At 63.9% G+C, this 25,235-nt stretch carries 20 protein-coding genes; 19 read left to right on the top strand and 1 reads right to left on the bottom strand.

Going from position 1 to position 25,235, the window contains the following annotated elements; genetic code table 11:
• The first annotated feature begins 388 nt into the window (after window positions 1-388).
• The 16 genes from aceA to ACTORR_RS23720 all read left to right on the top strand — a co-directional run bounded on the left by aceA (window position 389) and on the right by ACTORR_RS23720 (window position 20,057).
• Window positions 389-1,714 (top strand): isocitrate lyase, encoded by a 1,326-nt coding sequence (aceA, locus tag ACTORR_RS23795; RefSeq protein WP_054884886.1) that lies wholly within the window; start codon window positions 389-391, stop codon window positions 1,712-1,714.
• A gap of 162 nt (window positions 1,715-1,876) precedes the next feature.
• On the top strand, window positions 1,877-2,539 hold the full coding sequence (locus ACTORR_RS23790; protein WP_313365784.1) for a lysoplasmalogenase: 663 nt from the start codon (window positions 1,877-1,879) through the stop codon (window positions 2,537-2,539).
• 381 nt (window positions 2,540-2,920) lie between these two features.
• Window positions 2,921-3,334, top strand: a complete 414-nt coding sequence (locus ACTORR_RS23785; protein WP_011534614.1) for an NADH-quinone oxidoreductase subunit A — start codon at window positions 2,921-2,923, stop codon at window positions 3,332-3,334.
• Window positions 3,335-3,344: 10 nt separating this feature from the next.
• The gene (locus ACTORR_RS23780; protein ID WP_027920598.1) at window positions 3,345-4,022 is read left to right on the top strand and encodes a NuoB/complex I 20 kDa subunit family protein; all 678 of its coding nucleotides are present in this window, start codon (window positions 3,345-3,347) and stop codon (window positions 4,020-4,022) included.
• A gap of 79 nt (window positions 4,023-4,101) precedes the next feature.
• On the top strand, window positions 4,102-5,883 hold the full coding sequence (gene nuoC / locus ACTORR_RS23775; protein ID WP_054884885.1) for an NADH-quinone oxidoreductase subunit C/D: 1,782 nt from the start codon (window positions 4,102-4,104) through the stop codon (window positions 5,881-5,883).
• A 2-nt stretch (window positions 5,884-5,885) separates the two neighbouring features.
• On the top strand, window positions 5,886-6,383 hold the full coding sequence (nuoE, locus tag ACTORR_RS23770; protein WP_003251433.1) for an NADH-quinone oxidoreductase subunit NuoE: 498 nt from the start codon (window positions 5,886-5,888) through the stop codon (window positions 6,381-6,383).
• Window positions 6,380-7,744, top strand: a complete 1,365-nt coding sequence (gene nuoF, locus ACTORR_RS23765) for an NADH-quinone oxidoreductase subunit NuoF (RefSeq protein ID WP_054884884.1) — start codon at window positions 6,380-6,382, stop codon at window positions 7,742-7,744. Before nuoE ends, nuoF begins: the two co-directional genes overlap by 4 nt.
• A 129-nt stretch (window positions 7,745-7,873) precedes the next feature.
• A complete protein-coding gene (nuoG, locus tag ACTORR_RS23760) occupies window positions 7,874-10,588 on the top strand; it encodes an NADH-quinone oxidoreductase subunit NuoG (protein ID WP_054884883.1) in 2,715 nt (904 codons plus the stop codon).
• Window positions 10,585-11,592: an NADH-quinone oxidoreductase subunit NuoH gene (gene nuoH / locus ACTORR_RS23755; protein WP_054884882.1), complete on the top strand. Its 1,008-nt coding sequence runs from the start codon at window positions 10,585-10,587 to the stop codon at window positions 11,590-11,592. The genes nuoG and nuoH overlap by 4 nt, the downstream gene beginning before the upstream one ends.
• Before the next feature lie 11 nt (window positions 11,593-11,603).
• Window positions 11,604-12,152: an NADH-quinone oxidoreductase subunit NuoI gene (gene nuoI / locus ACTORR_RS23750; RefSeq protein ID WP_016488223.1), complete on the top strand. Its 549-nt coding sequence runs from the start codon at window positions 11,604-11,606 to the stop codon at window positions 12,150-12,152.
• A 10-nt stretch (window positions 12,153-12,162) separates the two neighbouring features.
• Window positions 12,163-12,663, top strand: coding sequence for an NADH-quinone oxidoreductase subunit J (gene nuoJ, locus ACTORR_RS23745; protein ID WP_054884881.1), 501 nt, complete (start codon window positions 12,163-12,165; stop codon window positions 12,661-12,663).
• A gap of 3 nt (window positions 12,664-12,666) precedes the next feature.
• Window positions 12,667-12,975, top strand: a complete 309-nt coding sequence (nuoK, locus tag ACTORR_RS23740; RefSeq protein ID WP_008096201.1) for an NADH-quinone oxidoreductase subunit NuoK — start codon at window positions 12,667-12,669, stop codon at window positions 12,973-12,975.
• Window positions 12,972-14,825, top strand: a complete 1,854-nt coding sequence (gene nuoL, locus ACTORR_RS23735) for an NADH-quinone oxidoreductase subunit L (RefSeq protein ID WP_099815219.1) — start codon at window positions 12,972-12,974, stop codon at window positions 14,823-14,825. The genes nuoK and nuoL overlap by 4 nt, the downstream gene beginning before the upstream one ends.
• A 49-nt stretch (window positions 14,826-14,874) precedes the next feature.
• A complete protein-coding gene (nuoM, locus tag ACTORR_RS23730) occupies window positions 14,875-16,407 on the top strand; it encodes an NADH-quinone oxidoreductase subunit M (protein ID WP_054884879.1) in 1,533 nt (510 codons plus the stop codon).
• A gap of 7 nt (window positions 16,408-16,414) precedes the next feature.
• Window positions 16,415-17,884, top strand: coding sequence for an NADH-quinone oxidoreductase subunit NuoN (gene nuoN, locus ACTORR_RS23725; protein ID WP_054884878.1), 1,470 nt, complete (start codon window positions 16,415-16,417; stop codon window positions 17,882-17,884).
• A 127-nt stretch (window positions 17,885-18,011) separates the two neighbouring features.
• Window positions 18,012-20,057: a TonB-dependent receptor family protein gene (locus ACTORR_RS23720; protein WP_313365402.1), complete on the top strand. Its 2,046-nt coding sequence runs from the start codon at window positions 18,012-18,014 to the stop codon at window positions 20,055-20,057.
• A gap of 7 nt (window positions 20,058-20,064) precedes the next feature.
• Here the strand turns inward: ACTORR_RS23720 and ACTORR_RS23715 are convergent, their stop codons facing one another.
• Window positions 20,065-21,129 (bottom strand): AI-2E family transporter, encoded by a 1,065-nt coding sequence (locus tag ACTORR_RS23715; protein ID WP_054884876.1) that lies wholly within the window; start codon window positions 21,127-21,129, stop codon window positions 20,065-20,067.
• A 129-nt stretch (window positions 21,130-21,258) separates the two neighbouring features.
• Here ACTORR_RS23715 and trhP point away from each other — a divergent pair, with 129 nt between their 5' ends.
• The 3 genes from trhP (at window position 21,259) to ACTORR_RS23700 (ending at window position 25,222) form a co-directional block, all read left to right on the top strand.
• A complete protein-coding gene (trhP, locus tag ACTORR_RS23710; RefSeq protein WP_313365401.1) occupies window positions 21,259-22,593 on the top strand; it encodes a prephenate-dependent tRNA uridine(34) hydroxylase TrhP in 1,335 nt (444 codons plus the stop codon).
• Between the two features lie 78 nt (window positions 22,594-22,671).
• Entirely contained in the window at window positions 22,672-24,363 is a 1,692-nt protein-coding gene (locus ACTORR_RS23705) for a copper resistance system multicopper oxidase (RefSeq protein WP_054884874.1), read from the top strand.
• Window positions 24,356-25,222, top strand: coding sequence for a copper resistance protein B (locus tag ACTORR_RS23700; protein WP_313365400.1), 867 nt, complete (start codon window positions 24,356-24,358; stop codon window positions 25,220-25,222). The genes ACTORR_RS23705 and ACTORR_RS23700 overlap by 8 nt, the downstream gene beginning before the upstream one ends.
• The last annotated feature ends 13 nt before the right edge of the window (window positions 25,223-25,235 follow it).

Below are 25,235 nucleotides of genomic sequence, written 5' to 3'. Positions count from 1 at the left end.
GACAGGGTCTTTTTGCCAAGGGCATGATGGCCTCGCTCCCGCTAATCAGGGGCCCTGGCAAGGGCCTTCGAGGCGCCCTCCTCCCACCCCTGGAGGCACCTCGTGTCTATACGGCCCACAAGGCGGTTCGACGGGATTGCGACTGCAACGAAGAAGTTGTCCCGAGGGACGGAAGCGCATCACCGCAGTTCTGGCAATCGCGTAGCACCGCAGCAAGGCAACCACGAGCCGACCTGCCGGAGCGCAACTGCGCCTGACCTGCATCTCCTTCCCCTTCGAGCCTTCGCGTTCGCCGCCGCATTCCCCCGCACAGGACAGCCGCCAGTCCCTGATGAGCCCCGAGCATCAGCACAATTAACCCAAGATCGATGCGACGAGGTTTATTTCCATGGCACTGACACGCGAACAGCAAATTGCAGCCCTCGAGAAAGACTGGGCCGAGAACCCGCGCTGGAAAGGCGTGACCCGTACCTACACCGCCGCCGATGTCGTTCGCCTGCGTGGCTCCCTGCAGCCGGAGCACACCCTGGCCCGCCTGGGTGCAGAAAAACTGTGGAAGCTGGTCACCGAAGGTGCCCACCCGTCCTTCCGCCCAGAAAAAGATTTCGTCAACTGCATGGGCGCCCTGACCGGCGGCCAGGCAGTGCAGCAGGTCAAGGCCGGCATCCAGGCCATTTACCTGTCTGGCTGGCAAGTGGCCGCCGACAACAACTCGGCCGAATCCATGTACCCAGACCAGTCGCTGTACCCGGTCGACTCGGTACCGACCGTGGTCAAGCGCATCAACAATGCATTCCGCCGCGCCGACCAGATCCAGTGGAAAGCCGGCAAGAACCCGGGCGATGAAGGCTACATCGACTACTTCGCGCCGATCGTGGCTGACGCGGAAGCCGGTTTCGGCGGCGTGCTGAACGCCTACGAGCTGATGAAGAACATGATCGAGGCAGGCGCCGCCGGCGTGCACTTCGAAGACCAGCTGGCCTCGGTGAAAAAATGCGGCCACATGGGTGGCAAGGTACTGGTACCGACCCAGGAAGCGGTGCAGAAGCTGGTGGCCGCACGCCTGGCTGCCGACGTATCGGGTGTACCGACCATCATCCTGGCCCGTACCGACGCCAACGCCGCCGACCTGCTGACCAGCGACTGCGACCCGTACGACCAGCCGTTCGTGATCGGCGAGCGTACCCGTGAAGGCTTCTACAAGGTGCGTGCCGGCCTTGACCAGGCCATCGCCCGCGGCCTGGCCTATGCCCCGTACGCCGACCTGATCTGGTGCGAGACCGCCAAGCCGGACCTGGACGAAGCCCGTCGCTTCGCCGAAGCGATCAAGAAGGAGTACCCGGACCAGATCCTGTCGTACAACTGCTCGCCTTCCTTCAACTGGAAGAAAAACCTGGACGACGCGACCATCGCCAAGTTCCAGCGCGAGCTGTCGGCCATGGGCTACAAGCACCAGTTCATCACCCTGGCCGGCATCCACAACATGTGGCACGGCATGTTCAACCTGGCGCACGATTACGCCCGCAACGACATGACCGCCTACGTGAAGCTGCAAGAGCAGGAATTTGCCGACGCCAACAAGGGCTACACCTTCGTGGCGCACCAGCAGGAAGTCGGCACCGGCTACTTCGACGACATGACTACCGTGATCCAGGGTGGCGCTTCGTCGGTGACTGCACTGACCGGTTCGACCGAGGAAGAGCAGTTCCACTGATCGTGGCTTGCTGACTGAGGCCCGGGGCTTGCGAAAGCCCCGGGCTTTTCATTTTCCTGTACTGGCCCTTTCGCGGGCACGCCCGCGAAAGGGCCAGTACAGGCTGAAGCAATTCCCAGGATCAGGGCTATGCTTGTGGCAGCCCAGCAGCAAGGACCGCCCATGCCCCGTCCAAGCCACCTGATGATGCTCGCCCTGGCCGCCGCCGCGCTCTATCTATATGCAGTGGCCAGCGACAACGCGCTGCTCGGCCTGCTGGCCAAGCCCATTCCAGTCATGGCACTGATTGCCTGGCTATACACAGCCCCCGCTACACCCTATCGCCGCCGGATCACCATCGGCCTGGCGTTCTCGGTACTGGGCGACATCCTCCTGGCCATCCCGGCCGACCTGTTCGTGTTCGGCCTGGCCGCGTTCCTTTGCGCTCACCTGGCCTACCTGCGCGCCTACTGCGGCAAGACCATCCGCCCCGCCCTGCCCGCACTGCTGCTAAGCGTCATCACCGGCGTCACCCTGTTCGGCGTACTGGCCAGCCACGGCCTTGGCCCGCTGCTGACTCCGGTCTCGGTCTATGCCCTGGCCATCAGCGCCATGCTCTGGCGCGCGCTTGCCTGCGGGGGTGTCGCCGCTTTGGGGGCCTGCCTGTTCGTCTTCTCCGACAGCCTGATCGGCATTGACCGCTTCGTCAGCCCGTTCGCTGCCGCGCCCTACTTGATCATCCTCGCCTACTGGCTGGGCCAGTGGGCGATCGCTTCGTCAGTCCGTCATGGCTCAAGCGCTGAAGTATTGACCCAGAGCGGTGCGCGCAGCACCGGAAGCTGCTAGAACACGAGTCTTTCGCATTTACAAGTAGGGTGAATCTGCAGATGAACTTTACAAGGCACAGAACAGCCAAATTCAAAGGCATCAGATCAAATGATATCAATTATCATTCCGAAGTTTGTAATTCGTTACCACTCGCAAGAAACATAATTAACAAAACCGCATGCAATGCCCGAATCTCATGGCTTTCAGCCAGTTAGGCGCGGGTTTTGTACTAAATCCTACGAATAAATTTGCAACGGAAATTTTACTTGCACCGGGTTTACCCATAAAATCAGCCCGATTGATTCAGCTGCGACATTTGGTCACTGCACCTGCGACACCACGTCGCCGCTCTACTTATTTCAGACTGCAGAGCTGGGTCTCTGTATAAGGATTTCTAGCATGTCCGATTCGGCAGGACTCATCGCCCACAACTGGGGCTTTGCCATCTTCCTCCTGGGTGTCGTCGGCCTGTGTGCCTTCATGCTCGGCCTGTCCAGCCTGCTCGGTAGCAAGGCCTGGGGCCGCGCCAAGAACGAACCTTTCGAATCCGGCATGCTGCCCGTCGGCAGCGCCCGCCTGCGCCTGTCCGCCAAATTCTATCTGGTCGCGATGCTGTTCGTGATCTTCGATATCGAAGCCCTTTTCCTGTATGCATGGTCTGTGTCCGTCCGCGAAAGTGGCTGGACCGGATTCGTCGAAGCACTCGTTTTCATAGCAATTCTGTTGGCTGGTCTTGTCTACCTATGGCGCGTCGGAGCTCTTGACTGGGCACCCGAAGGTCGCCGCAAGCGGCAAGCGAAGCTGAAACAATGAGGCTTTGGCAATGCAATACAATCTCACCAGAATCGATCCGGATGCGCCCAACGAGCAGTACCCGGTAGGTGATCGGGAAACCGTCACAGACCAGCTGCTCGAGGACCAGGTCCACAAGAACATCTTCATGGGCAAGCTTGAAGATGTGATGCGTGGCGCGGTCAACTGGGGTCGCAAGAACTCCCTCTGGCCGTACAACTTCGGCCTGTCCTGCTGCTACGTGGAAATGACCACGGCCTTCACGGCGCCCCACGACATCGCCCGCTTCGGCGCCGAAGTCATCCGGGCCTCGCCGCGTCAGGCCGACTTCATGGTCATCGCCGGTACCTGCTTCGTCAAAATGGCGCCGATCATCCAGCGCCTGTATGAGCAGATGCTCGAACCGAAGTGGGTCATCTCCATGGGTTCGTGCGCCAACTCCGGTGGCATGTACGACATCTACTCGGTCGTTCAGGGGGTCGACAAGTTCCTCCCCGTGGACGTCTACGTGCCTGGCTGCCCGCCGCGCCCCGAGGCTTTCCTGCAAGGCTTGATGCTGCTGCAGGAGTCGATTGGCCAAGAACGACGCCCGCTTTCCTGGGTGGTTGGTGATCAAGGCATCTACCGTGCCGAGATGCCAGCCCAGAAGGACCTGCGTCGTGAACAGCGCATTGCGGTTACCAACCTGCGCAGCCCCGACGAAGTCTGATCCAGCGACCTGCCGCCCGCTCCCGAAAGAGCCGGCGGCCTGGCTTCATTCTTAACGCTGACCCAAAGCGACCGAGACCATGACAGCGGACAACGCTATTTTCATTCCGCCTTACAAGGCAGACGACCAGGATGTGGTCGTCGAATTGCACAACCGTTTTGGCGCCGACGCATTCGTCGCCCAGGAAACCCGCACCGGCATGCCTGTGCTGTGGGTAAAGCGCGCCCAGCTCAAAGAAGTGCTGAGCTTCCTGCGCGGCGTCGCCAAGCCGTACAGCATGCTGTACGACCTGCACGGCGTCGACGAGCGCCTGCGCACCCAGCGCCGCGGCCTGCCCGCTGCCGACTTCAGCGTTTTCTACCACTTGCTGTCGATCGAACGTAACAGCGATGTGATGATCAAGGTGTCGCTCAGCGAAGGCGACCTGAACCTGCCGACCGTGACCGGCATCTGGCCCAACGCCAACTGGTACGAGCGCGAAGTCTGGGACATGTTCGGCATCGACTTTGCCGGCCACCCGCACCTGAGCCGCATCATGATGCCGCCGACCTGGGAAGGTCACCCGCTGCGCAAGGACTACCCTGCCCGCGCCACCGAGTTCGATCCCTACAGCCTGACCCTGGCCAAGCAGCAGCTTGAAGAGGAATCGGCGCGCTTCAACCCGGAAGCCTGGGGCATGAAGCGTCAGGGCGCCAACGAGGACTACATGTTCCTCAACCTCGGCCCGAACCACCCTTCGGCCCACGGTGCCTTCCGTATCGTCCTGCAGCTGGACGGTGAAGAGATCGTCGACTGCGTGCCGGACATCGGTTACCACCACCGTGGTGCCGAAAAAATGGCCGAGCGCCAGTCCTGGCACAGCTTCATTCCCTACACCGACCGTATCGACTACCTCGGCGGGGTGATGAACAACCTGCCGTACGTGCTCGCGGTCGAGAAGCTGGCCGGCATCAAGGTGCCACAGAAGGTCGACACCATCCGCGTGATGCTGGCCGAGTTCTTCCGTATCACCAGCCACCTGCTGTTCCTGGGTACCTACATCCAGGACGTCGGCGCCATGACCCCGGTGTTCTTCACCTTCACCGACCGCCAGCGCGCCTACACCGTGATCGAGGCGATCACCGGTTTCCGCCTGCACCCGGCCTGGTACCGCATCGGTGGCGTCGCCCACGACCTGCCACGCGGTTGGGACAAGCTGGTCAAGGACTTCGTCGAATGGCTGCCCAAGCGCCTCGACGAGTACGAGAAGGCCGCCCTGCGCAACAGTATCCTCAAGGGTCGTACCATTGGTGTTGCCGCGTACAACACCAAGGAAGCGCTGGCCTGGGGTACCACCGGTGCCGGCCTGCGTGCCACCGGCTGCGACTTCGACCTGCGCAAAGCGCGCCCGTACTCCGGCTACGAGAACTTCGAGTTCGAAGTACCGCTGGCCCACAACGGCGATGCCTACGATCGCTGCATGGTCCGTGTCGAGGAGATGCGCCAGAGTATCCGCATCATCGACCAGTGCCTGCGCAACATGCCGGAAGGCCCGTACAAGGCGGACCACCCGCTGACCACGCCGCCGCCGAAAGAGCGCACCCTGCAGCACATCGAAACCCTGATCACGCACTTCCTGCAGGTCTCGTGGGGCCCGGTCATGCCGGCCAACGAGTCGTTCCAGATGATCGAGGCGACCAAGGGCATCAACAGTTACTACCTGACGAGCGATGGCGGCACCATGAGCTACCGCACCCGGATCCGTACTCCGAGCTACCCGCACCTGCAGCAGATCCCTTCGGTGATCAAAGGCAGCATGGTCGCCGACCTGATTGCGTACCTGGGCAGTATCGACTTCGTTATGGCTGACGTGGACCGCTAAGCATGAACAGCACGCTTATCCAGACAGACCGTTTCGCCCTGAGCGAAACCGAGCGCTCGGCCATCGAGCACGAAATGCATCACTACGAGGACCCGCGCGCGGCGTCCATCGAAGCCCTGAAGATCGTCCAGAAGGAACGTGGCTGGGTGCCGGACGGCGCCATCCACGCCATCGGCGAAGTGCTGGGCATTCCCGCCAGCGACGTCGAGGGTGTGGCCACGTTCTACAGCCAGATCTTCCGCCAGCCGGTTGGCCGCCACATCATCCGCGTGTGCGACAGCATGGTCTGCTACATCGGTGGCCACGAATCGGTGGTCAGCCAGATCCAGAGCGAACTGGGCATCGGCCTCGGCCAGACTACCGCGGACGGGCGCTTCACCCTGCTGCCGGTGTGCTGCCTGGGCAACTGCGACAAGGCCCCGGCGCTGATGATCGACGACGACACCTTTGGTGACGTACAGCCGGCTGGCGTTTCCAAACTGCTGGAGGGTTACGTATGACCATTACTTCCTTCGGCCCGGCCAACCGCATCGCGCGCTCGGCCGAAACCCACCCGCTGACCTGGCGCCTGCGTGACGACGGCGAGCCAGTGTGGCTGGCCGAGTATGAGTCGAAGAACGGCTACGCTGCCGCGCGCAAGGCGCTGGCCGACATGTCGGCCGACGACATCGTGCAGAGCGTCAAGGACTCCGGCCTCAAGGGCCGCGGTGGCGCTGGCTTCCCCACTGGCGTGAAGTGGGGCCTGATGCCCAAAGACGAATCCATGAACATCCGCTACCTGCTGTGCAACGCGGACGAAATGGAACCGAACACCTGGAAGGACCGCATGCTGATGGAGCAACAGCCCCATCTGCTGGTCGAGGGCATGCTGATCAGCGCCCGCGCCCTGAAGGCCTACCGTGGCTACATCTTCCTGCGTGGCGAATACACCACCGCGGCGAAGAACCTCAACCGTGCCATCGACGAAGCCAAGGCCGCAGGCCTGCTGGGCAAGAACATCCTGGGTTCGGGCTTCGACTTCGAGCTGTTCGTGCACACCGGGGCCGGGCGCTACATCTGCGGTGAAGAAACCGCACTGATCAACTCCCTCGAAGGCCGCCGCGCCAACCCGCGCTCCAAGCCGCCCTTCCCGGCCGCCGTTGGCGTATGGGGCAAGCCGACGTGCGTGAACAACGTCGAGACCCTGTGCAACGTCCCGGCCATCGTCGCCAACGGCAACGACTGGTACAAGTCGCTGGCCCGTGAAGGCAGCGAAGACCACGGCACCAAGCTGATGGGCTTCTCCGGCAAGGTGAAGAACCCGGGCCTGTGGGAACTGCCGTTCGGCGTTACCGCCCGCGAGCTGTTCGAAGACTACGCTGGTGGCATGCGCGACGGCTACAAGCTCAAGTGCTGGCAGCCTGGCGGCGCCGGTACCGGCTTCCTGCTGCCCGAGCACCTCGACGCCCAGATGTATGCCGGTGGCATCGCCAAGGTCGGCACCCGTATGGGTACCGGCTTGGCCATGGCGGTCGACGACAGCATCAACATGGTCTCGCTGCTGCGCAACATGGAAGAGTTCTTTGCCCGCGAGTCGTGCGGCTGGTGCACCCCGTGCCGTGACGGCCTGCCGTGGAGCGTGAAGATGCTGCGCGCGCTGGAGAAAGGCCAGGGCCGCGCCGAAGACATCGAGACGCTGCTGGGCCTGGTCAACTTCCTCGGCCCGGGCCGTACCTTCTGTGCTCACGCACCGGGTGCCGTCGAGCCGTTGGGCAGTGCTATCAAATACTTCCGGTCCGAGTTCGAGGCTGGTGTCGCGCCAGCGTCCGCTGCAGACAGCCTGCGCCCTGACCTGGCCAAGCCGATCGTGGTCGGCGCATAACAAGATGACAAGGCGGGTGGCCCGTGCCGCTCGCCAGCTGACAGGCCCGAGTCGATCGTGGCGTGTCGCAAGCTCACCGATTTCCATTAGCCACGCCCGCTCACGCGGGCCAACGAAGAACTTTGAACAATGGCCACTATCCACGTAGACGGCAAAGCGCTCGAAGTCAACGGTGCAGACAACCTGTTACAGGCGTGTCTGTCGCTCGGCCTCGACATCCCTTATTTCTGCTGGCACCCGGCGCTTGGTAGCGTCGGCGCCTGTCGGCAGTGTGCGGTCAAGCAGTACACCGACGAGAACGACACCCGTGGTCGTATCGTCATGTCCTGCATGACCCCTGCCTCCGACGGCACCTGGATTTCCATCGACGATGACGAGTCCAAGGCGTTCCGCGCCAGCGTCGTCGAATGGCTGATGACCAACCACCCGCACGACTGCCCGGTGTGCGAGGAAGGCGGTCACTGCCACCTGCAAGACATGACGGTGATGACCGGCCACAACGAGCGCCGCTACCGTTTCACCAAGCGTACCCACCAGAACCAGGACCTTGGCCCGTTCATCGCCCATGAGATGAACCGCTGCATCGCCTGCTACCGCTGCGTGCGCTACTACAAGGACTATGCCGGTGGTACCGACCTGGGCGTGTACGGCGCCCACGACAACGTGTACTTCGGCCGCGTCGAAGACGGCGTGCTGGAAAGCGAGTTCTCCGGCAACCTGACCGAGGTCTGCCCGACCGGCGTGTTCACCGACAAGACCCACTCCGAGCGCTACAACCGCAAGTGGGACATGCAGTTCGCCCCAAGCATCTGCCATGGCTGCTCCAGCGGCTGCAACATCAGCCCGGGCGAGCGCTACGGCGAGCTGCGTCGCATCGAGAACCGCTTCAACGGTTCGGTCAACCAGTACTTCCTGTGCGACCGCGGCCGCTTCGGCTATGGCTATGTCAACCGCAAGGACCGCCCGCGCCAGCCACACCTGGCCGACGGCACCAAGCTGGGCCTGGACGCTGCGCTGGACAAGGCCGCCGACCTGCTGCGCGGCCGCACCATCGTCGGTATCGGCTCGCCACGCGCCAGCCTCGAAAGCAACTACGGCCTGCGTGAGCTGGTCGGCGCCGACTACTTCTACTCCGGCATGGAAGCAGGCGAACTGGCCCGCGTCCGCCTGGTCCTGGACGTGCTGAACAACAGCCCGCTGCCAGTACCGACCCTGCGCGACATCGAAGACCACGACGCCGTGTTCGTGCTCGGTGAAGACCTGACCCAGACCGCTGCCCGGGTTGCCCTGGCCGTACGCCAGGCCACCAAGGGCAAGGCCGAGGCCATGGCCGAAGCGATGAAGGTTCAACCGTGGCTCGACGCCGCCGTGAAGAACATCGGCCAGCACGCGCTGTACCCGCTGTTCATTGCCTCGCTGGCTGAAACCAAGCTGGACGACGTTGCCGAGGAATGCGTGCATGCCGCCCCGGCGGACCTGGCCCGCATCGGTTTCGCCGTGGCCCACGCCATCGATCCGAGCGCACCGGCAGTCGCCGGCCTGGACGACGAAGCCAAGGCCCTGGCCCAACGCATCGCCGATGCCTTGGTCGCCGCCAAGCGCCCACTGGTCGTGGCCGGTACTTCGCTGGCCGACCCGGCACTGATCGAAGCTGCCGCCAACATCGCCAAGGCCCTGAAGCTGCGCGAGAAGAACGGTTCGCTGAGCCTGGTGGTACCTGAGGCCAACAGCCTCGGTATGGCCATGATGGGTGGCGAGTCGGTCGATGCCGCACTGGATGCCGTCATCAGCGGCAAGGCCGACGCCATCGTCGTGCTGGAGAACGACTTGTACGCCCGCGTACCGGCCGCCAAGGTCGATGCTGCCCTGGCTGCGGCCAAGGTGGTGATCGTCGCCGACCACTCCAAGACCGCCACTGTCGACCGCGCCCACCTGGTGCTGCCGGCCGCATCCTTCGCCGAAGGCGACGGTACCCTGGTCAGCCAGGAAGGCCGCGCCCAGCGCTTCTTCCAGGTGTTCGACCCGCAGTACCTGGACAGCAGCATCCTGGTTCACGAAGGCTGGCGCTGGATGCACGCCCTGCGTGCCACCCTGCTCAACAAGCCGGTCGACTGGACCCAGCTGGACCACGTCACCAGTGCCTGCGCCGAAGCCGCCCCGCAACTGGCCGGCATCGTCAACGCCGCGCCGAGCGCCGCGTTCCGCATCAAGGGCATGAAGCTGGCCCGTGAGCCGCTGCGCTACTCCGGCCGTACTGCCATGCGCGCCAACATCAGCGTGCACGAGCCGCGTACCCCGCAGGACAAGGACACCGCGTTCGCCTTCTCCATGGAAGGCTATTCGGGTTCGGCCGAACCGCGTCAGCAGGTGCCGTTCGCCTGGTCGCCAGGCTGGAACTCGCCGCAAGCCTGGAACAAGTTTCAGGACGAGGTCGGCGGCCACCTGCGTGCCGGTGACCCGGGCGTGCGCCTGATCGAATCGCAAGGCGATCGCCTGAACTGGTTCACCGCCATCCCTGGCGCGTTCAACCCGGCCCGTGGGACCTGGACTGCGGTACCGTTCTTCCATCTGTTCGGCAGCGAAGAGAGTTCTTCGCGCGCAGCCCCGGTGCAAGAGCGCATCCCGTCCGCCTACGTGGCGCTGGCCAAGTCCGAAGCCGACCGCCTGGGGGTCAACGACGGCGCCCTGCTGAGCCTGAACGTCGCAGGCGTGGCTCTGCGCCTGCCGCTGCGCATCAATGAAGAACTGGGCGCTGGCCTGGTTGCCCTGCCCAAAGGCCTGGCCGGCATCCCGCCGGCCATCTTCGGTGCATCCGTCGAAGGTCTGCAGGAGGCAGCACAATGAGCTGGTTCACCCCCGAAGTGATCGATGTGATCCTCACCGTGGTCCGGGCTATCGTGGTCCTGCTCGCGGTGGTGGTGTGCGGCGCGCTGCTCAGCTTCGTCGAGCGCCGCCTGCTGGGCTGGTGGCAGGACCGTTACGGTCCGAACCGTGTCGGCCCGTTCGGCATGTTCCAGATCGCTGCCGACATGCTGAAGATGTTCTTCAAGGAAGACTGGAACCCGCCCTTCGTCGATCGCATGATCTTCACCCTGGCGCCAGTGGTGGCCATGAGCGCCCTGCTGATCGCCTTCTGCGTGATCCCGATCACCCCGCTGTGGGGCGTCGCCGACCTGAACATCGGCCTGCTGTTCTTCTTCGCCATGGCCGGCCTGTCGGTCTACGCGGTGCTGTTCGCCGGCTGGTCGTCGAACAACAAGTACGCCCTGCTGGGCAGCTTGCGTGCCTCGGCACAGACCGTGTCGTACGAGGTGTTCCTGGGCCTGGCGCTGATGGGCGTGGTGGTGCAGGTGGGCTCGTTCAACATGCGCGACATCGTTGAATACCAGGCTCAGAACCTGTGGTTCATCATTCCGCAGTTCTTCGGCTTCTGCACCTTCTTCATCGCTGGCGTCGCCGTGACCCACCGTCACCCGTTCGACCAGCCGGAAGCGGAACAGGAACTGGCCGACGGCTACCACATCGAGTATGCCGGCATGAAATGGGGCATGTTCTTCGTCGGTGAGTACATCGGCATCATCCTCATCTCGGCGCTGCTGGTGACCCTGTTCTTCGGCGGCTGGCACGGCCCGTTCGGCATCCTGCCGCAACTGTCGTTCCTGTGGTTCGCCCTGAAGACTGCGTTCTTCATCATGCTGTTCATCCTGCTGCGCGCTTCGATCCCGCGCCCACGCTATGACCAGGTGATGGACTTCAGCTGGAAGTTCTGCCTGCCGCTGACCCTGATCAATTTGCTGGTGACCGCTGCGATCGTGCTCTACAACACGCCAGCCGTCGCGGCCCAGTGAGGATTTGACCCATGTTCAAGTATATCGGCGACATCGTTAAGGGCACCGGCACCCAGCTGCGCAGCCTGGCAATGGTGTTCTCCCACGGGTTCCGCAAGCGCGACACCCTGCAGTACCCCGAAGAACCCGTGTACCTGCCGCCGCGCTACCGCGGCCGCATCGTCCTCACCCGCGACCCCGATGGCGAGGAGCGCTGCGTAGCGTGCAACCTCTGCGCGGTGGCCTGCCCGGTCGGCTGCATTTCGCTGCAGAAGGCCGAGACCGAGGACGGCCGCTGGTACCCGGAGTTCTTCCGCATCAACTTCTCGCGCTGCATCTTCTGTGGCCTGTGTGAAGAAGCGTGCCCGACCACCGCGATCCAGCTGACTCCGGATTTCGAAATGGCCGAGTTCAAGCGTCAGGACCTGGTGTACGAGAAAGAAGATCTGCTGATCTCCGGCCCCGGCAAGAACCCTGACTACAACTTCTACCGTGTTGCGGGTATGGCGATCGCTGGCAAGCCGAAGGGCGCTGCGCAGAACGAAGCCGAGCCGATCAACGTGAAGAGCTTGCTCCCATAAGGACAGAAAGATGGAATTCGCTTTCTACTTCGCATCCGGGATCGCCGTGGTCTCCACCCTCCGGGTGGTGACGGGCACCAACCCCGTGCACGCCCTGCTTTACCTGATCATCTCGCTGATCTCCGTCGCGATGATCTTCTTCGCCTTGGGCGCGCCGTTTGCCGGCGCCCTGGAAGTGATCGCCTACGCCGGCGCCATCATGGTGCTGTTCGTCTTCGTGGTGATGATGCTCAACCTCGGGCCAGCTTCGGTCGCCCAGGAACGGGGCTGGCTCAAGCCCGGCATCTGGGCCGGGCCGGTGATCCTGGCCGCCCTGCTGCTGCTGGAGCTGCTGTACGTGCTGTTCGTCGCGCCGAGCGGCGCGGCCATCAGCGGTACCACCGTCGGCGCGAAAGAAGTGGGTATCAGCCTGTTCGGCCCGTACCTGCTGGTGGTCGAACTGGCCTCGATGCTGCTGCTCGCTGCTGCCGTCACCGCCTTCCACCTGGGCCGCAACGAGGCGAAGGAGTAAATCATGGGTGCTATCCCTCTCGAACATGGTCTGGCAGTCGCCGGCATCCTGTTCTGCTTAGGTCTGGTTGGCCTGATGGTCCGCCGCAACATCCTCTTCGTGCTCATGAGCCTGGAAGTCATGATGAACGCCTCTGCCCTGGCGTTCATCGTCGCCGGTGCCCGTTGGGTCCAGCCCGACGGCCAGGTGATGTTCATTCTGGTGATCAGCCTGGCAGCCGCCGAGGCCAGCATTGGCCTGGCGATCCTGCTGCAGCTGTATCGCCGCTTCCACACTCTCGACATCGATGCTGCCAGTGAGATGCGCGGATGAACCTTCTCTTCCTGACTTTCGTCTTCCCCTTAGTCGGCTTCCTGCTGCTGTCGTTCTCGCGCGGGCGGTTCTCGGAGAACCTGTCCGCCCTGATCGGCGTCGGCTCGGTGGGCCTGTCGGCCGCCACCGCCGCCTACGTCATCTGGCAGTTCAACGTCGCCCCGCCTGAGGGTGGCGCCTACAGCCAGCTGCTCTGGCAGTGGATGTCGGTGGACGGCTTCGCGCCGAACTTCACCCTGTACCTGGACGGCCTGTCGGTCACCATGCTCGGCGTGGTCACCGGTGTCGGCTTCCTGATCCACCTGTTCGCCTCCTGGTACATGCGTGGCGAAGCCGGCTACTCGCGCTTCTTCTCGTACACCAACCTGTTCATCGCCAGCATGCTGTTCCTGATCCTCGGCGATAACCTGCTGTTCATCTACTTCGGCTGGGAAGGCGTGGGCCTGTGCTCGTACCTGTTGATCGGTTTCTACTACAGCAACCGCAACAACGGTAATGCGGCACTCAAGGCGTTCATCGTCACCCGTATCGGCGACGTGTTCATGGCCATCGGCCTGTTCATCCTGTTCGCCCAGCTGGGTACCCTGAACGTGCAGGAACTGCTGGTGCTGGCACCGCAGAAATTCCAGGCTGGCGACACCTGGATGGTCCTGGCGACCCTGATGCTGCTGGGTGGCGCGGTCGGTAAATCGGCCCAGCTGCCGCTGCAGACCTGGCTGGCCGACGCGATGGCGGGCCCGACCCCGGTTTCGGCACTGATCCACGCGGCAACCATGGTGACCGCGGGCGTGTACCTGATCGCCCGTACCAACGGTCTGTTCCTGCTGGCGCCGGACATCCTGCACCTGGTAGGCGTGGTAGGTGGCGTGACCCTGGTACTGGCCGGCTTCGCCGCGCTGGTGCAAACCGACATCAAGCGTATCCTCGCCTACTCGACCATGAGCCAGATCGGCTACATGTTCCTCGCCCTGGGCGTGGGCGCCTGGGACGCGGCGATCTTCCACCTGATGACCCACGCCTTCTTCAAGGCCCTGCTGTTCCTGGCCTCCGGTGCGGTAATCGTTGCCTGCCACCACGAGCAGAACATCTTCAAGATGGGCGGCCTGTGGAAGAAGCTGCCACTGGCCTATGCCAGCTTCGTGGTCGGTGGCGCTGCCCTGGCAGCCTTGCCGATCGTGACCGTGGGCTTCTACTCCAAGGACGAGATCCTCTGGGAAGCCTTCGCCAGCGGTAACACCGGCCTGCTGTACGCCGGCCTGGTCGGTGCGTTCATGACCTCGCTGTATACCTTCCGCCTGATCTTCATCGCCTTCCACGGTGAAGCCAAGACCGAAGCCCACGCTGGCCACGGCATCAGCCACTGGTTGCCGCTGGGCGTGCTGATCGTGCTGTCGACCTTCGTCGGCGCCTGGATCACCCCGCCGCTGGCCGGTGTACTGCCAGAAAGCGCCGGCCATGCCGGTGGCGAAGCCAAGCACGCGCTGGAGATCACCTCGGGTGCCATCGCCATCGCCGGCATCCTGCTGTCGGCCCTGCTGTTCCTGGGCAAGCGCAGCTTCGTCAGCGCGGTCGCCAACAGCGGCATCGGTCGGGTGCTGTCGGCCTGGTGGTTCGCTGCCTGGGGCTTCGACTGGATCTACGACAAGCTGTTCGTCAAACCTTACCTGCTGATCAGCCACGTCCTGCGCAAGGATCCGGTTGACCGCAGCATAGGCCTGATCCCGCGCCTGGCTCGCGGCGGTAACGTCGCCATGAGCAAGACCGAGACCGGCCAGCTGCGCTGGTACACCGCTTCGATCGCCGTTGGTGCAGTGCTGGTACTCGGCGCTGTGGTAGTGGCAGCGGTATGACCATGAACTTTGCGAACCTTGCGACTCTGCGAAAGGAAACCAACCCGTCATGATTTTGCCTTGGCTGATCCTGATCCCCTTCATCGGCGGCCTCCTGTGCTGGCTGGGTGAGCGCTTCGGCGCCACCCTGCCGCGCTGGATCGCGCTGCTGACCATGTCCCTGCTGCTCGGCATCGGCCTGTACCTGTGGGCCAACGGCGACTACACCCTGGCGCCCGCCCCGGGTGGCGAGCCTGCCTGGGCCCTGGAATACAAAGTCCAGTGGATCCAGCGCTTCGGCATCAGTATCCACCTGGCCCTCGATGGCCTGTCGCTGCTGATGATCCTGCTCACCGGCCTGCTCGGTGTGCTGTCGGTACTGTGCTCCTGGAAAGAGATCCAGCGCCACGTCGGCTTCTTCCACCTCAACCTGATGTGGATCCTCGGCGGCGTGGTCGGTGTGTTCCTGGCCCTGGACCTGTTCCTGTTCTTCTTCTTCTGGGAAATGATGCTGGTGCCGATGTACTTCCTCATCGCGCTCTGGGGTCACAGCTCGGCAGATGGCAAGAAGACCCGGATCTACGCGGCGACCAAGTTCTTCATCTTCACCCAGGCCAGTGGCCTGATCATGCTGGTGGCGATCCTGGGCCTGGTGCTGGTCAACTACAGCAACACCGGCGTGATCACCTTCAACTACAGCGACCTGCTCAAGGCCGAGCTGCCGGCCGGTACCGAGTACCTGCTGATGCTGGGCTTCTTCATCGCCTTCGCGGTGAAGCTGCCGGTGGTGCCGTTCCACTCCTGGCTGCCTGACGCTCACGCCCAGGCGCCGACCGCAGGTTCCGTAGACCTGGCCGGTATCTTGCTGAAGACCGCGGCCTATGGCCTGCTGCGCTTCGCCCTGCCGCTGTTCCCGAACGCCTCGGCCGAGTTTGCGCCGATCGCCATGACCCTGGGCCTGATCGGTATCTTCTACGGTGCCTTCCTGGCCTTCGCGCAGACCGACATCAAGCGCCTGATCGCCTTCTCCAGCGTTTCGCACATGGGCTTCGTGCTGATCGGTATCTACTCCGGCAGCCAGCAGGCCCTGCAAGGCGCGGTGATCCAGATGCTGGCCCACGGCCTGTCGGCTGCCGCGCTGTTCATCCTGTCCGGCCAGCTGTACGAGCGCCTGCACACCCGTGACATGCGCCAGATGGGCGGCCTGTGGCACCGCATTGCCTACCTGCCAGCCATCAGCCTGTTCTTCGCCGCCGCGTCGCTGGGCCTGCCAGGTACCGGTAACTTCGTCGGCGAGTTCCTGATCCTGATCGGCAGCTTCGTGCATGTACCGTGGATCACCGTGATCGCCACCACCGGCCTGGTATTCGGTTCGGTGTACTCGCTGATCATGATCCACCGCGCCTACTTCGGCCCGGCCAAGGCCGACACCGTGCTGGCCGGCATGGACGGTCGCGAGCTGGTCATGGTGCTGGGCCTGGCGGTACTGCTGATCCTGCTGGGCGTGTATCCGCAGCCGTTCCTCGATACCTCTGCCGCCACCATGTCCGGCGTGCAGCAGTGGCTCGGTTCCGCTTTCACTCAACTCGCTTCGGCCCGGTAAGAGCGCTATGGAATTCACCACTCAACACTTCATCGCATTGGCGCCGATGCTGATCACCACCATCACCACCGTGGTGGTGATGCTGGCGATCGCCTGGAAGCGCAACCACTCGCAGACCTTCCTGCTGTCTACCGTGGGCCTGAACCTGGCCCTGCTGTCGATCCTGCCGGCACTGAAAGTCGCGCCCTTGGCGGTGACCTCGCTGGTCACCATCGACAAGTTCGCCTGCCTGTACATGGCGATCATCCTGGTGGCCACGCTGGCTTGCGTCACCCTCGCCCACGCCTACCTCGGCGAAGGCTCCAAGGGGTTCCCGGGCAACCGTGAAGAGCTGTACCTGCTGCTGCTGATGTCTGCCCTCGGTGGCCTGGTGCTGGTCAGCGCCAACCACCTGGCCGGCCTGTTCATCGGCCTGGAGCTGCTGTCGGTACCGGTCTATGGCCTGGTGGCATACGCCTTCTTCAACAAGCGTTCGCTGGAAGCTGGCATCAAGTACATGGTGCTGTCGGCCGCAGGCTCCGCCTTCCTGCTGTTCGGCATGGCCCTGCTGTACGCCGACGCTGGCAGCCTGACCTTCGACCAGCTGGGCAAGGCCCTGGCCGCCACCAGCATGCCAAGCCTGCTGGCGCAGCTGGGCCTGGGCATGATGCTGGTCGGCCTGGCCTTCAAGCTGTCGCTGGTACCGTTCCACCTGTGGACCCCGGACGTGTACGAAGGCGCCCCGGCGCCGGTCGCCGCGTTCCTCGCCACCGCCAGCAAGGTTGCGGTATTCGCCGTGGTCGTGCGTCTGTTCATGCTCTCCCCTGCTGCTAGCAGCGGCGTGCTGAGCACCGTCCTGGCCGTGATCGCGGTAGCGTCGATCCTGATCGGTAACCTGCTGGCACTGACCCAGAGCAACCTCAAGCGCCTGCTCGGTTACTCGTCCATCGCCCACTTCGGCTACCTGGTCATCGCCCTGGTCGCCAGCAAGGGCCTGGCCCTGGAAGCCATGGGCGTGTACCTGGTCACCTACGTGATCACCAGCCTCGGTGCCTTCGGTGTCATCACCTTGATGTCGTCGCCTTACGCCGGCCGTGACGCCGACGCCCTGTACGAGTACCGCGGCCTGTTCTGGCGCCGCCCGTACCTGACCGCGGTGCTGACCGTGATGATGCTGTCGCTGGCGGGTATCCCGCTGACCGCTGGCTTCATCGGCAAGTTCTACATCATCGCCACCGGCGTTGAATCGCAGCTGTGGTGGCTGGTCGGTGCGCTGGTGATCGGTAGCGCCATCGGTGTCTACTACTATCTGCGCGTCATGGTCACCCTGTACCTGGTCGAGCCCAACCTGCGTCGCCACGACGCCCCGCTGAAGTGGGAACAGCGCACAGGTGGCGTGATGCTGCTGGCCATCGCCATCCTCGCCTTCGTCCTCGGTGTATACCCGCAGCCTCTGTTGGACATGGTCCAGCACGCCGGCCTGCAACTGCTGGGCTGATCACTCGGCAATACGCAAAACCCCGCCTCGGCGGGGTTTTTCTTTTTCAAAGGTTACACAACGAAAGCTGTGCTTCGTCTGACACTTGCAGCGTCAGAATCCCGCTTATCGATCTGGAACCCCTGAAATGCGCCCCACCCTCCCCCTTTCGCTGCTGGCCCTGCTGGTCACCAGCGCCGCCCAGGCCGCTGGCAATATCGAACTCGACCAAGTACTGATCGATGATCGGCAACAGACCGAACTGGAGACTGCCGCCGAGCGTCTGCGTGAGATCCCAGGCGCCAGCAACCTGGTCGACATGGACAAGGTGGGGCAAGGACGGGTGGCCAGCAATCAGGACGTGCTGGCCTATCAACCTGGCGTGTTCGCCCAGTCCGCGGGTAACGATGGCATCAAGTTGTCGATCCGCGGCTCGGGCATCAACCGTGCGCCTGGAGCCCATGGCTCCGGGGTCTACACGATGTTCGACGGCCTGCCGCTGACAGGCCCGGGCGGTACGCCCTACGAGCTGTTCGAACCCCTGTGGCTGAGCCGTGCCGAAGTACTGCGCGGGGCCAACGGTTTCGATCAAGGCTCGCTGGCCCTGGGCGGGGCCGTCAACTATGTGACCCATACCGGTTACGACGCCGCGCCGCTGCAGGTGCGATACGAGGTCGGCAGCCGAGGCTACCAGCACCGGCAGATCAGTTCCGGGCAAGTACTGGGCAACCTCGATTATTACGTGGCCCTGACCGACTCGGAGTACGACGGCTATCAGGACCACAGCAGCGGCAGCTCGAAAGGCATTGCCGCCAATGTCGGCTACCGCTTCAACCCGAACCTGGAAACGCGCTTCTACCTGCGCTACCGGGAAACCGAAAACGAACTGGCCGGGCGCCTGACCAAGGACCAGATCAGACATGACCCTCGCGCTGCCAACCCAGGCTATCTGTCGCGCAACGACAGCCGCCCGCAACCGGGCAGCACCTGGGTGGGCAACAAGACCACCTTCTTCCTCGACGACGATTCGCGGCTGGAGGCCGGGCTGGTCTATCACGACTACCCGATGGACCTGCGCGAGGGCGCCATGCGCCTGAAGGTGGCCTACACCGATGTCAGTGGCACGCTGAACTACTTCCGGCGTGACACCCTGCTTGGCCATGAGAGCAAGACCACCGTTGGCTGGCGCACCACCAAGCACCTGCCCAACAGTGGCGCCTCGCAGTTCTCCCGGGTCAATGACGTGGTCGGCGCGCGCACGCGTGACTTCACCTACCAGGGTTCGGACACCGTGCTGCACCTTGGCAATGATCTGGAACTGGTCCCCAACCTGTGGCTGACCACGGGACTTGCGGTGATCTATACCCGACGTGAAAGCGATGTGACTTACCCCGCCGATGGCGGCAAAGTCAGCCAGCATGACTGGGACTATGCCCCGCGTGTGGGCCTGCGTTACGACATTCGCCCGGACCTGCAGGTTTACGGCAATCTCAGCCGCTCGGTCGAACCGCCTCACCCATGGTCGCTGATCTGGAGCGCACCGACCAAGTTCCAGCCCATCGAGATGCAGAACCAGACCGCAACCACGCTGGAGCTCGGCGCCCGCGGTGAATCACTGCTCGGCCGCTGGGACCTGGCCTGGTACTACGCCCAGGTGCGTCACGAACTGCTGGCAGTGGAGCTGGCCCCAGGCATCACTGGCGAATACAACGCCAGCCCCACCGTACACCAAGGCGTCGAAGCCGGCCTGGACAGCCTCCTCTGGGAGCAACCCGGCACGGGCAAGCTGAGCCTGCGCCAGGCCTACACCTTCAGCGACTTCCACTACCGCGACGACGACAAATTCGGCGACAACCGCCTACCTGGCATCCCCATGCACTACTACCAGGCGGAACTGCGCTACGACTGGCCGAGCGGGTTCTACGCCGGGGTCAACACGCAGATGGCGTCGAAAGTCCAAGTCGACTACGCCAACAGCTACCACGCCGACGCCTACGCCTTGTTCGGCGCTCGCCTGGGCTGGGATTCGCCGAAGCAGGACTGGCAGACCTGGCTGGACCTGCGCAACCTGACCAACCAACGCTACGCGGCGACCGTGACGCCGGGGTACAACGATGCCGGCAAGGACGTTGCCCGCTCGACACCGGGCGAAGGCTTCGGCGTGTATGCCGGGGTTTCGTTCAGCTTCCGCTGATACCGTCTCAGGACGGTAACTGCACCTGCGGCTTGGCCGCAGCGAAGATCGCCCAGCTGGAAACGAACAACGCCGCAATCAACGGCCCGATCACGAAGCCGTTGAGCCCGAATACCGCGAGCCCGCCCAGGGTGGACACCAGGATCAGGTAATCGGGCATCCGCGTGTCCTTGCCCACCAGGATCGGCCGCAGCAGATTGTCCACCAGGCCGATCACCAGCACGCCGAACGCGGTCAGGATCAACCCTGGCAGAATCGCCCCAGTCAACAGGAAGTAGGCTGCCACCGGCGCCCAGACAATCCCCGCGCCGACCGCTGGCAATAGCGACAGGAATGCCATCAGTACTGCCCAGACCAACGCACTGGGGATATCCAGCACCCAGAAGATCAAACCACCCAGCGCACCCTGGGTGATGGCCACCAGCACATTGCCCTTGACCGTAGCCCTTACCACCCGGTTGAACTTCAACTGCAGCCGGCGCTTCTGGTGTTCCGGCAACGGCACGGCCAGGCGCACCCGGCGCGCCACGTCGGCCCCCTCGCGCAGGAAGAAGAACAACAGGTACATCATGATGCCGAAGCTCACCACAAACTCGAAGGTGCCCTGGCCAAAGTTGAATGCCTGGCTGGCCAGCACCTGGCTGCCCTGGGTGGCCCATTTGGTGATCTTGTCACGCAGCCCGTCCAGGTTGCCCATGCCCATGCGATCCAGACCGTGTTGGGCAAAGGCCGGGAGCATGTCCTTGCCGCGCTCGACGTAGCCGGCGATGTCCAGCTGCCCACTCTCGATTCGCTGGTACAGGGTGGCGCCTTCCTGCACCAGCAAGGCGCTGGTGATGATCACTGGCAGCACGGCCACCAGCAGGCACACCAGCACGGTACAGGCCGCCGCCAGATTGCGTCGGCGGCCGAAGCGGATCAGCAGGTGACGCTGCAACGGTGCGAACAGGATGCCGAGAATCACGGCCCAGAAGATGGCGCCGTAATACGGCAGCAGGATCCACACGAAGGCGATGGTCACCAGGGTCAGGAGTACGGCCAGGGCTTTGTTCTGCAGGGCGTCTTGGTTCATGGCAACTCCTCAGGGGTCATGGTCATTAGTGCACACCGCCTGGGCAAAAGTGCCACCCTGCCGTTGATTCAAATCAATACCACGGCCCCGGCCAGCCGCTAGCATCCGCGCCTTTGCCCCGGTGCGCCCATGACCCTACCTGCCAAGCCCGAACTACTTGCCCCCGCCGGCAGCCTCAAGACCATGCGCTATGCCTTCGCCTACGGTGCCGATGCGGTCTACGCCGGCCAGCCGCGTTACAGCCTGAGGGTGCGCAACAACGAATTCGACCACGCCAACCTGGCGCTGGGCATCAACGAAGCGCATGCCCAGGGCAAGCGTTTCTACGTGGTGGTCAACATCGCGCCGCACAATGCCAAGTTGAAGACCTTCCTCAAGGACCTGGCACCGGTGATCGAGATGGCGCCCGATGCGCTGATCATGTCCGACCCCGGGCTGATCATGCTGGTGCGCCAGCATTTTCCGCAGATGCCGGTGCACCTGTCGGTGCAGGCCAATACGGTCAACTGGGCCAGCGTGCAGTTCTGGCAGCAGATGGGCCTGAGCCGGGTGATCCTGTCGCGTGAACTGTCGCTGGAGGAGATCGAGGAAATCCGCCAGCAGGTACCGGCCATGGAGTTGGAAGTGTTCGTCCACGGCGCACTGTGCATGGCCTACTCCGGTCGCTGCCTGCTGTCCGGTTACCTGAACAAGCGCGATGCCAACCAGGGCACTTGCACCAATGCCTGCCGCTGGAAATACCAGGCCACCCCAGCCACGGAAAACGCCACCGGCGACATCGTCCGAGAGGTCGAGCCGACCCTGGGCCTGGGCGCGCCCACCCAGCAGGTGTTCCTGTTGCAGGAGAGCAATCGCCCAGGCAGCGAGATGCCCACCTTCGAGGACGAGCATGGCACCTACATCATGAATGCCAAGGACCTGCGCGCCATCCAGCACGTCGAGCGCCTGGCGGCCATGGGTGTGCACTCGCTGAAGATCGAAGGGCGGACCAAGAGTCACTTCTACTGCGCCCGGGCCGTGCAGTCCTACCGCAAGGCCATCGACGACGCGGCAGCCGGTAGGCCGTTCGACATGGCCTTGATGGACAACCTCGAATCGCTGGCCCAGCGCGGCTATACCGAAGGCTTCCTGCGCCGCCATGTACACGACGAATACCAGAACTACCTGCGCGGCAACTCGCTGTCTGAGCGCCAGCAGTTCGTCGGCGAGCTGACGGGCTTGCGCGTCGATGGCCTGGCCGAGGTCAAGGTCAAGAACCGCTTCGCTTTGGGTGACCACCTGGAGTTGATGACCCCGCGTGGCAACTACCACTTCGACCTGCACCGCCTGTTCGACCGCCAACAGCACGCCATCGATGTTGCGCCCGGCGACGGCCATGTGGTGTACCTGCCGATTCCCGAGCAGGTTGCGCTGGAGTACGGCCTGCTGATGCGCGACCTGGGCGATGCCGAACAGGCTGCCTGACAAGGCTGTAACCTGCGCCTCAGCCAGCTGACAGGCGCAACCGGCGAGGATCGTGTCTCCCCCGCACGAGACCACGCCATGTTGCGCAACCCTACCCGCCGCACCTTCGTCAAAGGCCTGGGCGCTGCCACCACACTGGCCGGCCTGGGCCTGTGGCGGCCGCTGGCCCAGGCCAGCGATGGCCGCGAACTGGCCGGCCAGCACTTCGAGCTGTTCATTGGCCAGACGCCGGTCAATATCACTGGCCGGCCACGCACCGCGCTGACCATCAATGGCAGCCTGCCCGGCCCGCTGCTGCGCTGGCGCGAAGGCGACACGGTGACCCTGCGCGTGCGCAACCGCCTCGACCAGGACACCTCGATCCACTGGCACGGCATCCTCCTGCCGGCCAACATGGATGGCGTACCGGGGCTGAGCTTCGCCGGCATCGCGCCGGGTGGCGATTACCTGTACCGGTTCACCCTGCGTCAGAGCGGCACCTACTGGTACCACAGCCATTCCGGCCTGCAGGAACAGGCTGGGGTGTATGGCGCGATCGTCATCGAACCCCGCGAGCCCGAGCCGCATGCCTACCAGCGCGACCATGTGCTGCTGTTCAGCGACTGGTCCGACCAACCACCCGAAGCGTTGCTGGCAACCCTGAAGAAACAGTCCGACGCCTTCAACTACCACAAGCGCACACTCGGCGACTTTGTCACCGATGTTGCCGACAACGGTTGGGGCGCTACCGTCGACGAACGCCTGGCCTGGGCGCGCATGCGCATGAGCCCGACCGATCTGGCCGACATCAGCGCCGCCAGCTACACCTACCTGCTCAACGGCCAACCCCCGGACGGCAACTTCACCTGCCTGTTCCAGCCCGGCGAAACCGTGCGCCTGCGCCTGATCAATGCGTCGGCCATGACCTATTTCGATTTCCGCATTCCGGGCCTCACGCTGACGGTGATCGCCGCCGACGGCCTGCCGGTGACGCCGGTGACCGTGGACGAGCTGCGCATCGCGGTGGCCGAAACCTACGACGTGCTGGTGACCGTCGGCGACCTGCCCGCCTACACCCTGTTCGCCCAGAGCATGGACCGCAGCGGTTACGCCCGCGGTACCCTGGCACGTGCCAACGGTCTGCAGGCAGCGGTGCCCGCGCCTGACCCGCGCCCCGTGCTGAGCATGGCCGACATGGGCCACGGCAACATGGCTGCGATGCATCACGGCAACATGGCCGGCATGGACCACGCCAGCATGAGCGGCATGCAAGGCCACCCCACCAGCGAGGCCGGTAACCCGTTGGTGGACATGCAGACCATGGCCCCGCGCGCCAACCTGGCCGACCCTGGCATCGGCCTGCGTGACAACGGCCGCCGGGTGCTGACCTATGCCGACCTGCGCAGCCCCTACCCTGACCCGGACGGCCGCGAACCTTCACGGGATATCGAACTGCACCTGACAGGGCACATGGAGCGCTTCGCCTGGTCGTTCGACGGGGTCAAGTTCAGCGATGCCGCGCCGTTGCGCCTGGCCTACGGCGAGCGGGTGCGCATCACCCTGGTCAACGACACGATGATGACCCACCCCATCCACCTGCACGGCATGTGGAGCGATCTGGAGGATGAACACGGGCGCTTCCTGGTGCGCAAGCACACCGTCGACATCCCGCCCGGCAGCCGCCGCAGCTACCGCGTAACTGCCGACGCCCTGGGCCGCTGGGCCTACCACTGCCACCTGCTCTACCACATGGAGACCGGCATGTTCCGCGAGGTACGGGTCGATGAATGAGATCAGCAACCGGCGCCTGGTCACGGGCGTCGCCCTGGCCGCGCTGCTGGCCAGCGAACGGGCCCCGGCCGCCAGCATGGAGCACATGGAACATGGCGTCATGCCGATGGACCACAGTCAAATGAACCACGGCACAGCCCCAAGCCAACCCCGCACACCGCTCCCCGTGCTGACCGACGCCGACCGCCAGGCCGCCTTCCCGCCCCTGCCTGGCCATCAGGTGCATGACCGCGCCGTCAACTGGGCGGTGATCGTCGATCAGCTGGAATACCAGGACTTCGAAAGCAGCAACGCCCTCAAGTGGAACGCCACGGCCTGGGTCGGTGGCGACATCGACCGCCTGTGGCTACGCACCGAGGGCGAACGGCAACAAGGCAATACCCATAAGGCAGAGTTGCAGGCGCTGTGGGGCCACGCGATCAGCCCCTGGTGGGAGTTGGTCGGCGGCCTGCGCCAGGACCTCAAGCCGGCCAGCGGGCAAACCTGGGCCGCCTTCGGCATCCAGGGCACCCCGCTGTATGGCCTGGAGCTGGAAGCCACCGCCTATGCCGGTGAGCGACAACAGAGCGCGCTGCGCCTGGAAGCTGCTTACGCTATCCTGCTGACCAACCGCTGGATCCTCGAGCCGAACCTGGAAGCCAACTTCTACGGCCGCAACGATACCGGCCACGAACAGGGCGCCGGGCTTGCCGACAGCGAGGTCGGCCTGCGCCTGCGCTACGAAATCAGCCGGGGCTTCGCGCCCTATGTCGGGGTAAGCTTCGAGCGCCTGCACGGCAACCGCGCCGACCAGGCCCGTGAAGACAGCGAAGACCTCGGCCAGACCCGTCTGGTGGCAGGCATACGCCTGCGTTTCTAAGGAGATGTTCCAC

It is taken from the genome of Pseudomonas sp. SAR267, from assembly GCF_052077595.1.
GTDB lineage: Bacteria > Pseudomonadota > Gammaproteobacteria > Pseudomonadales > Pseudomonadaceae > Aquipseudomonas > Aquipseudomonas vlassakiae.
This window is presented reverse-complemented; position numbering and strand designations above follow the sequence as displayed.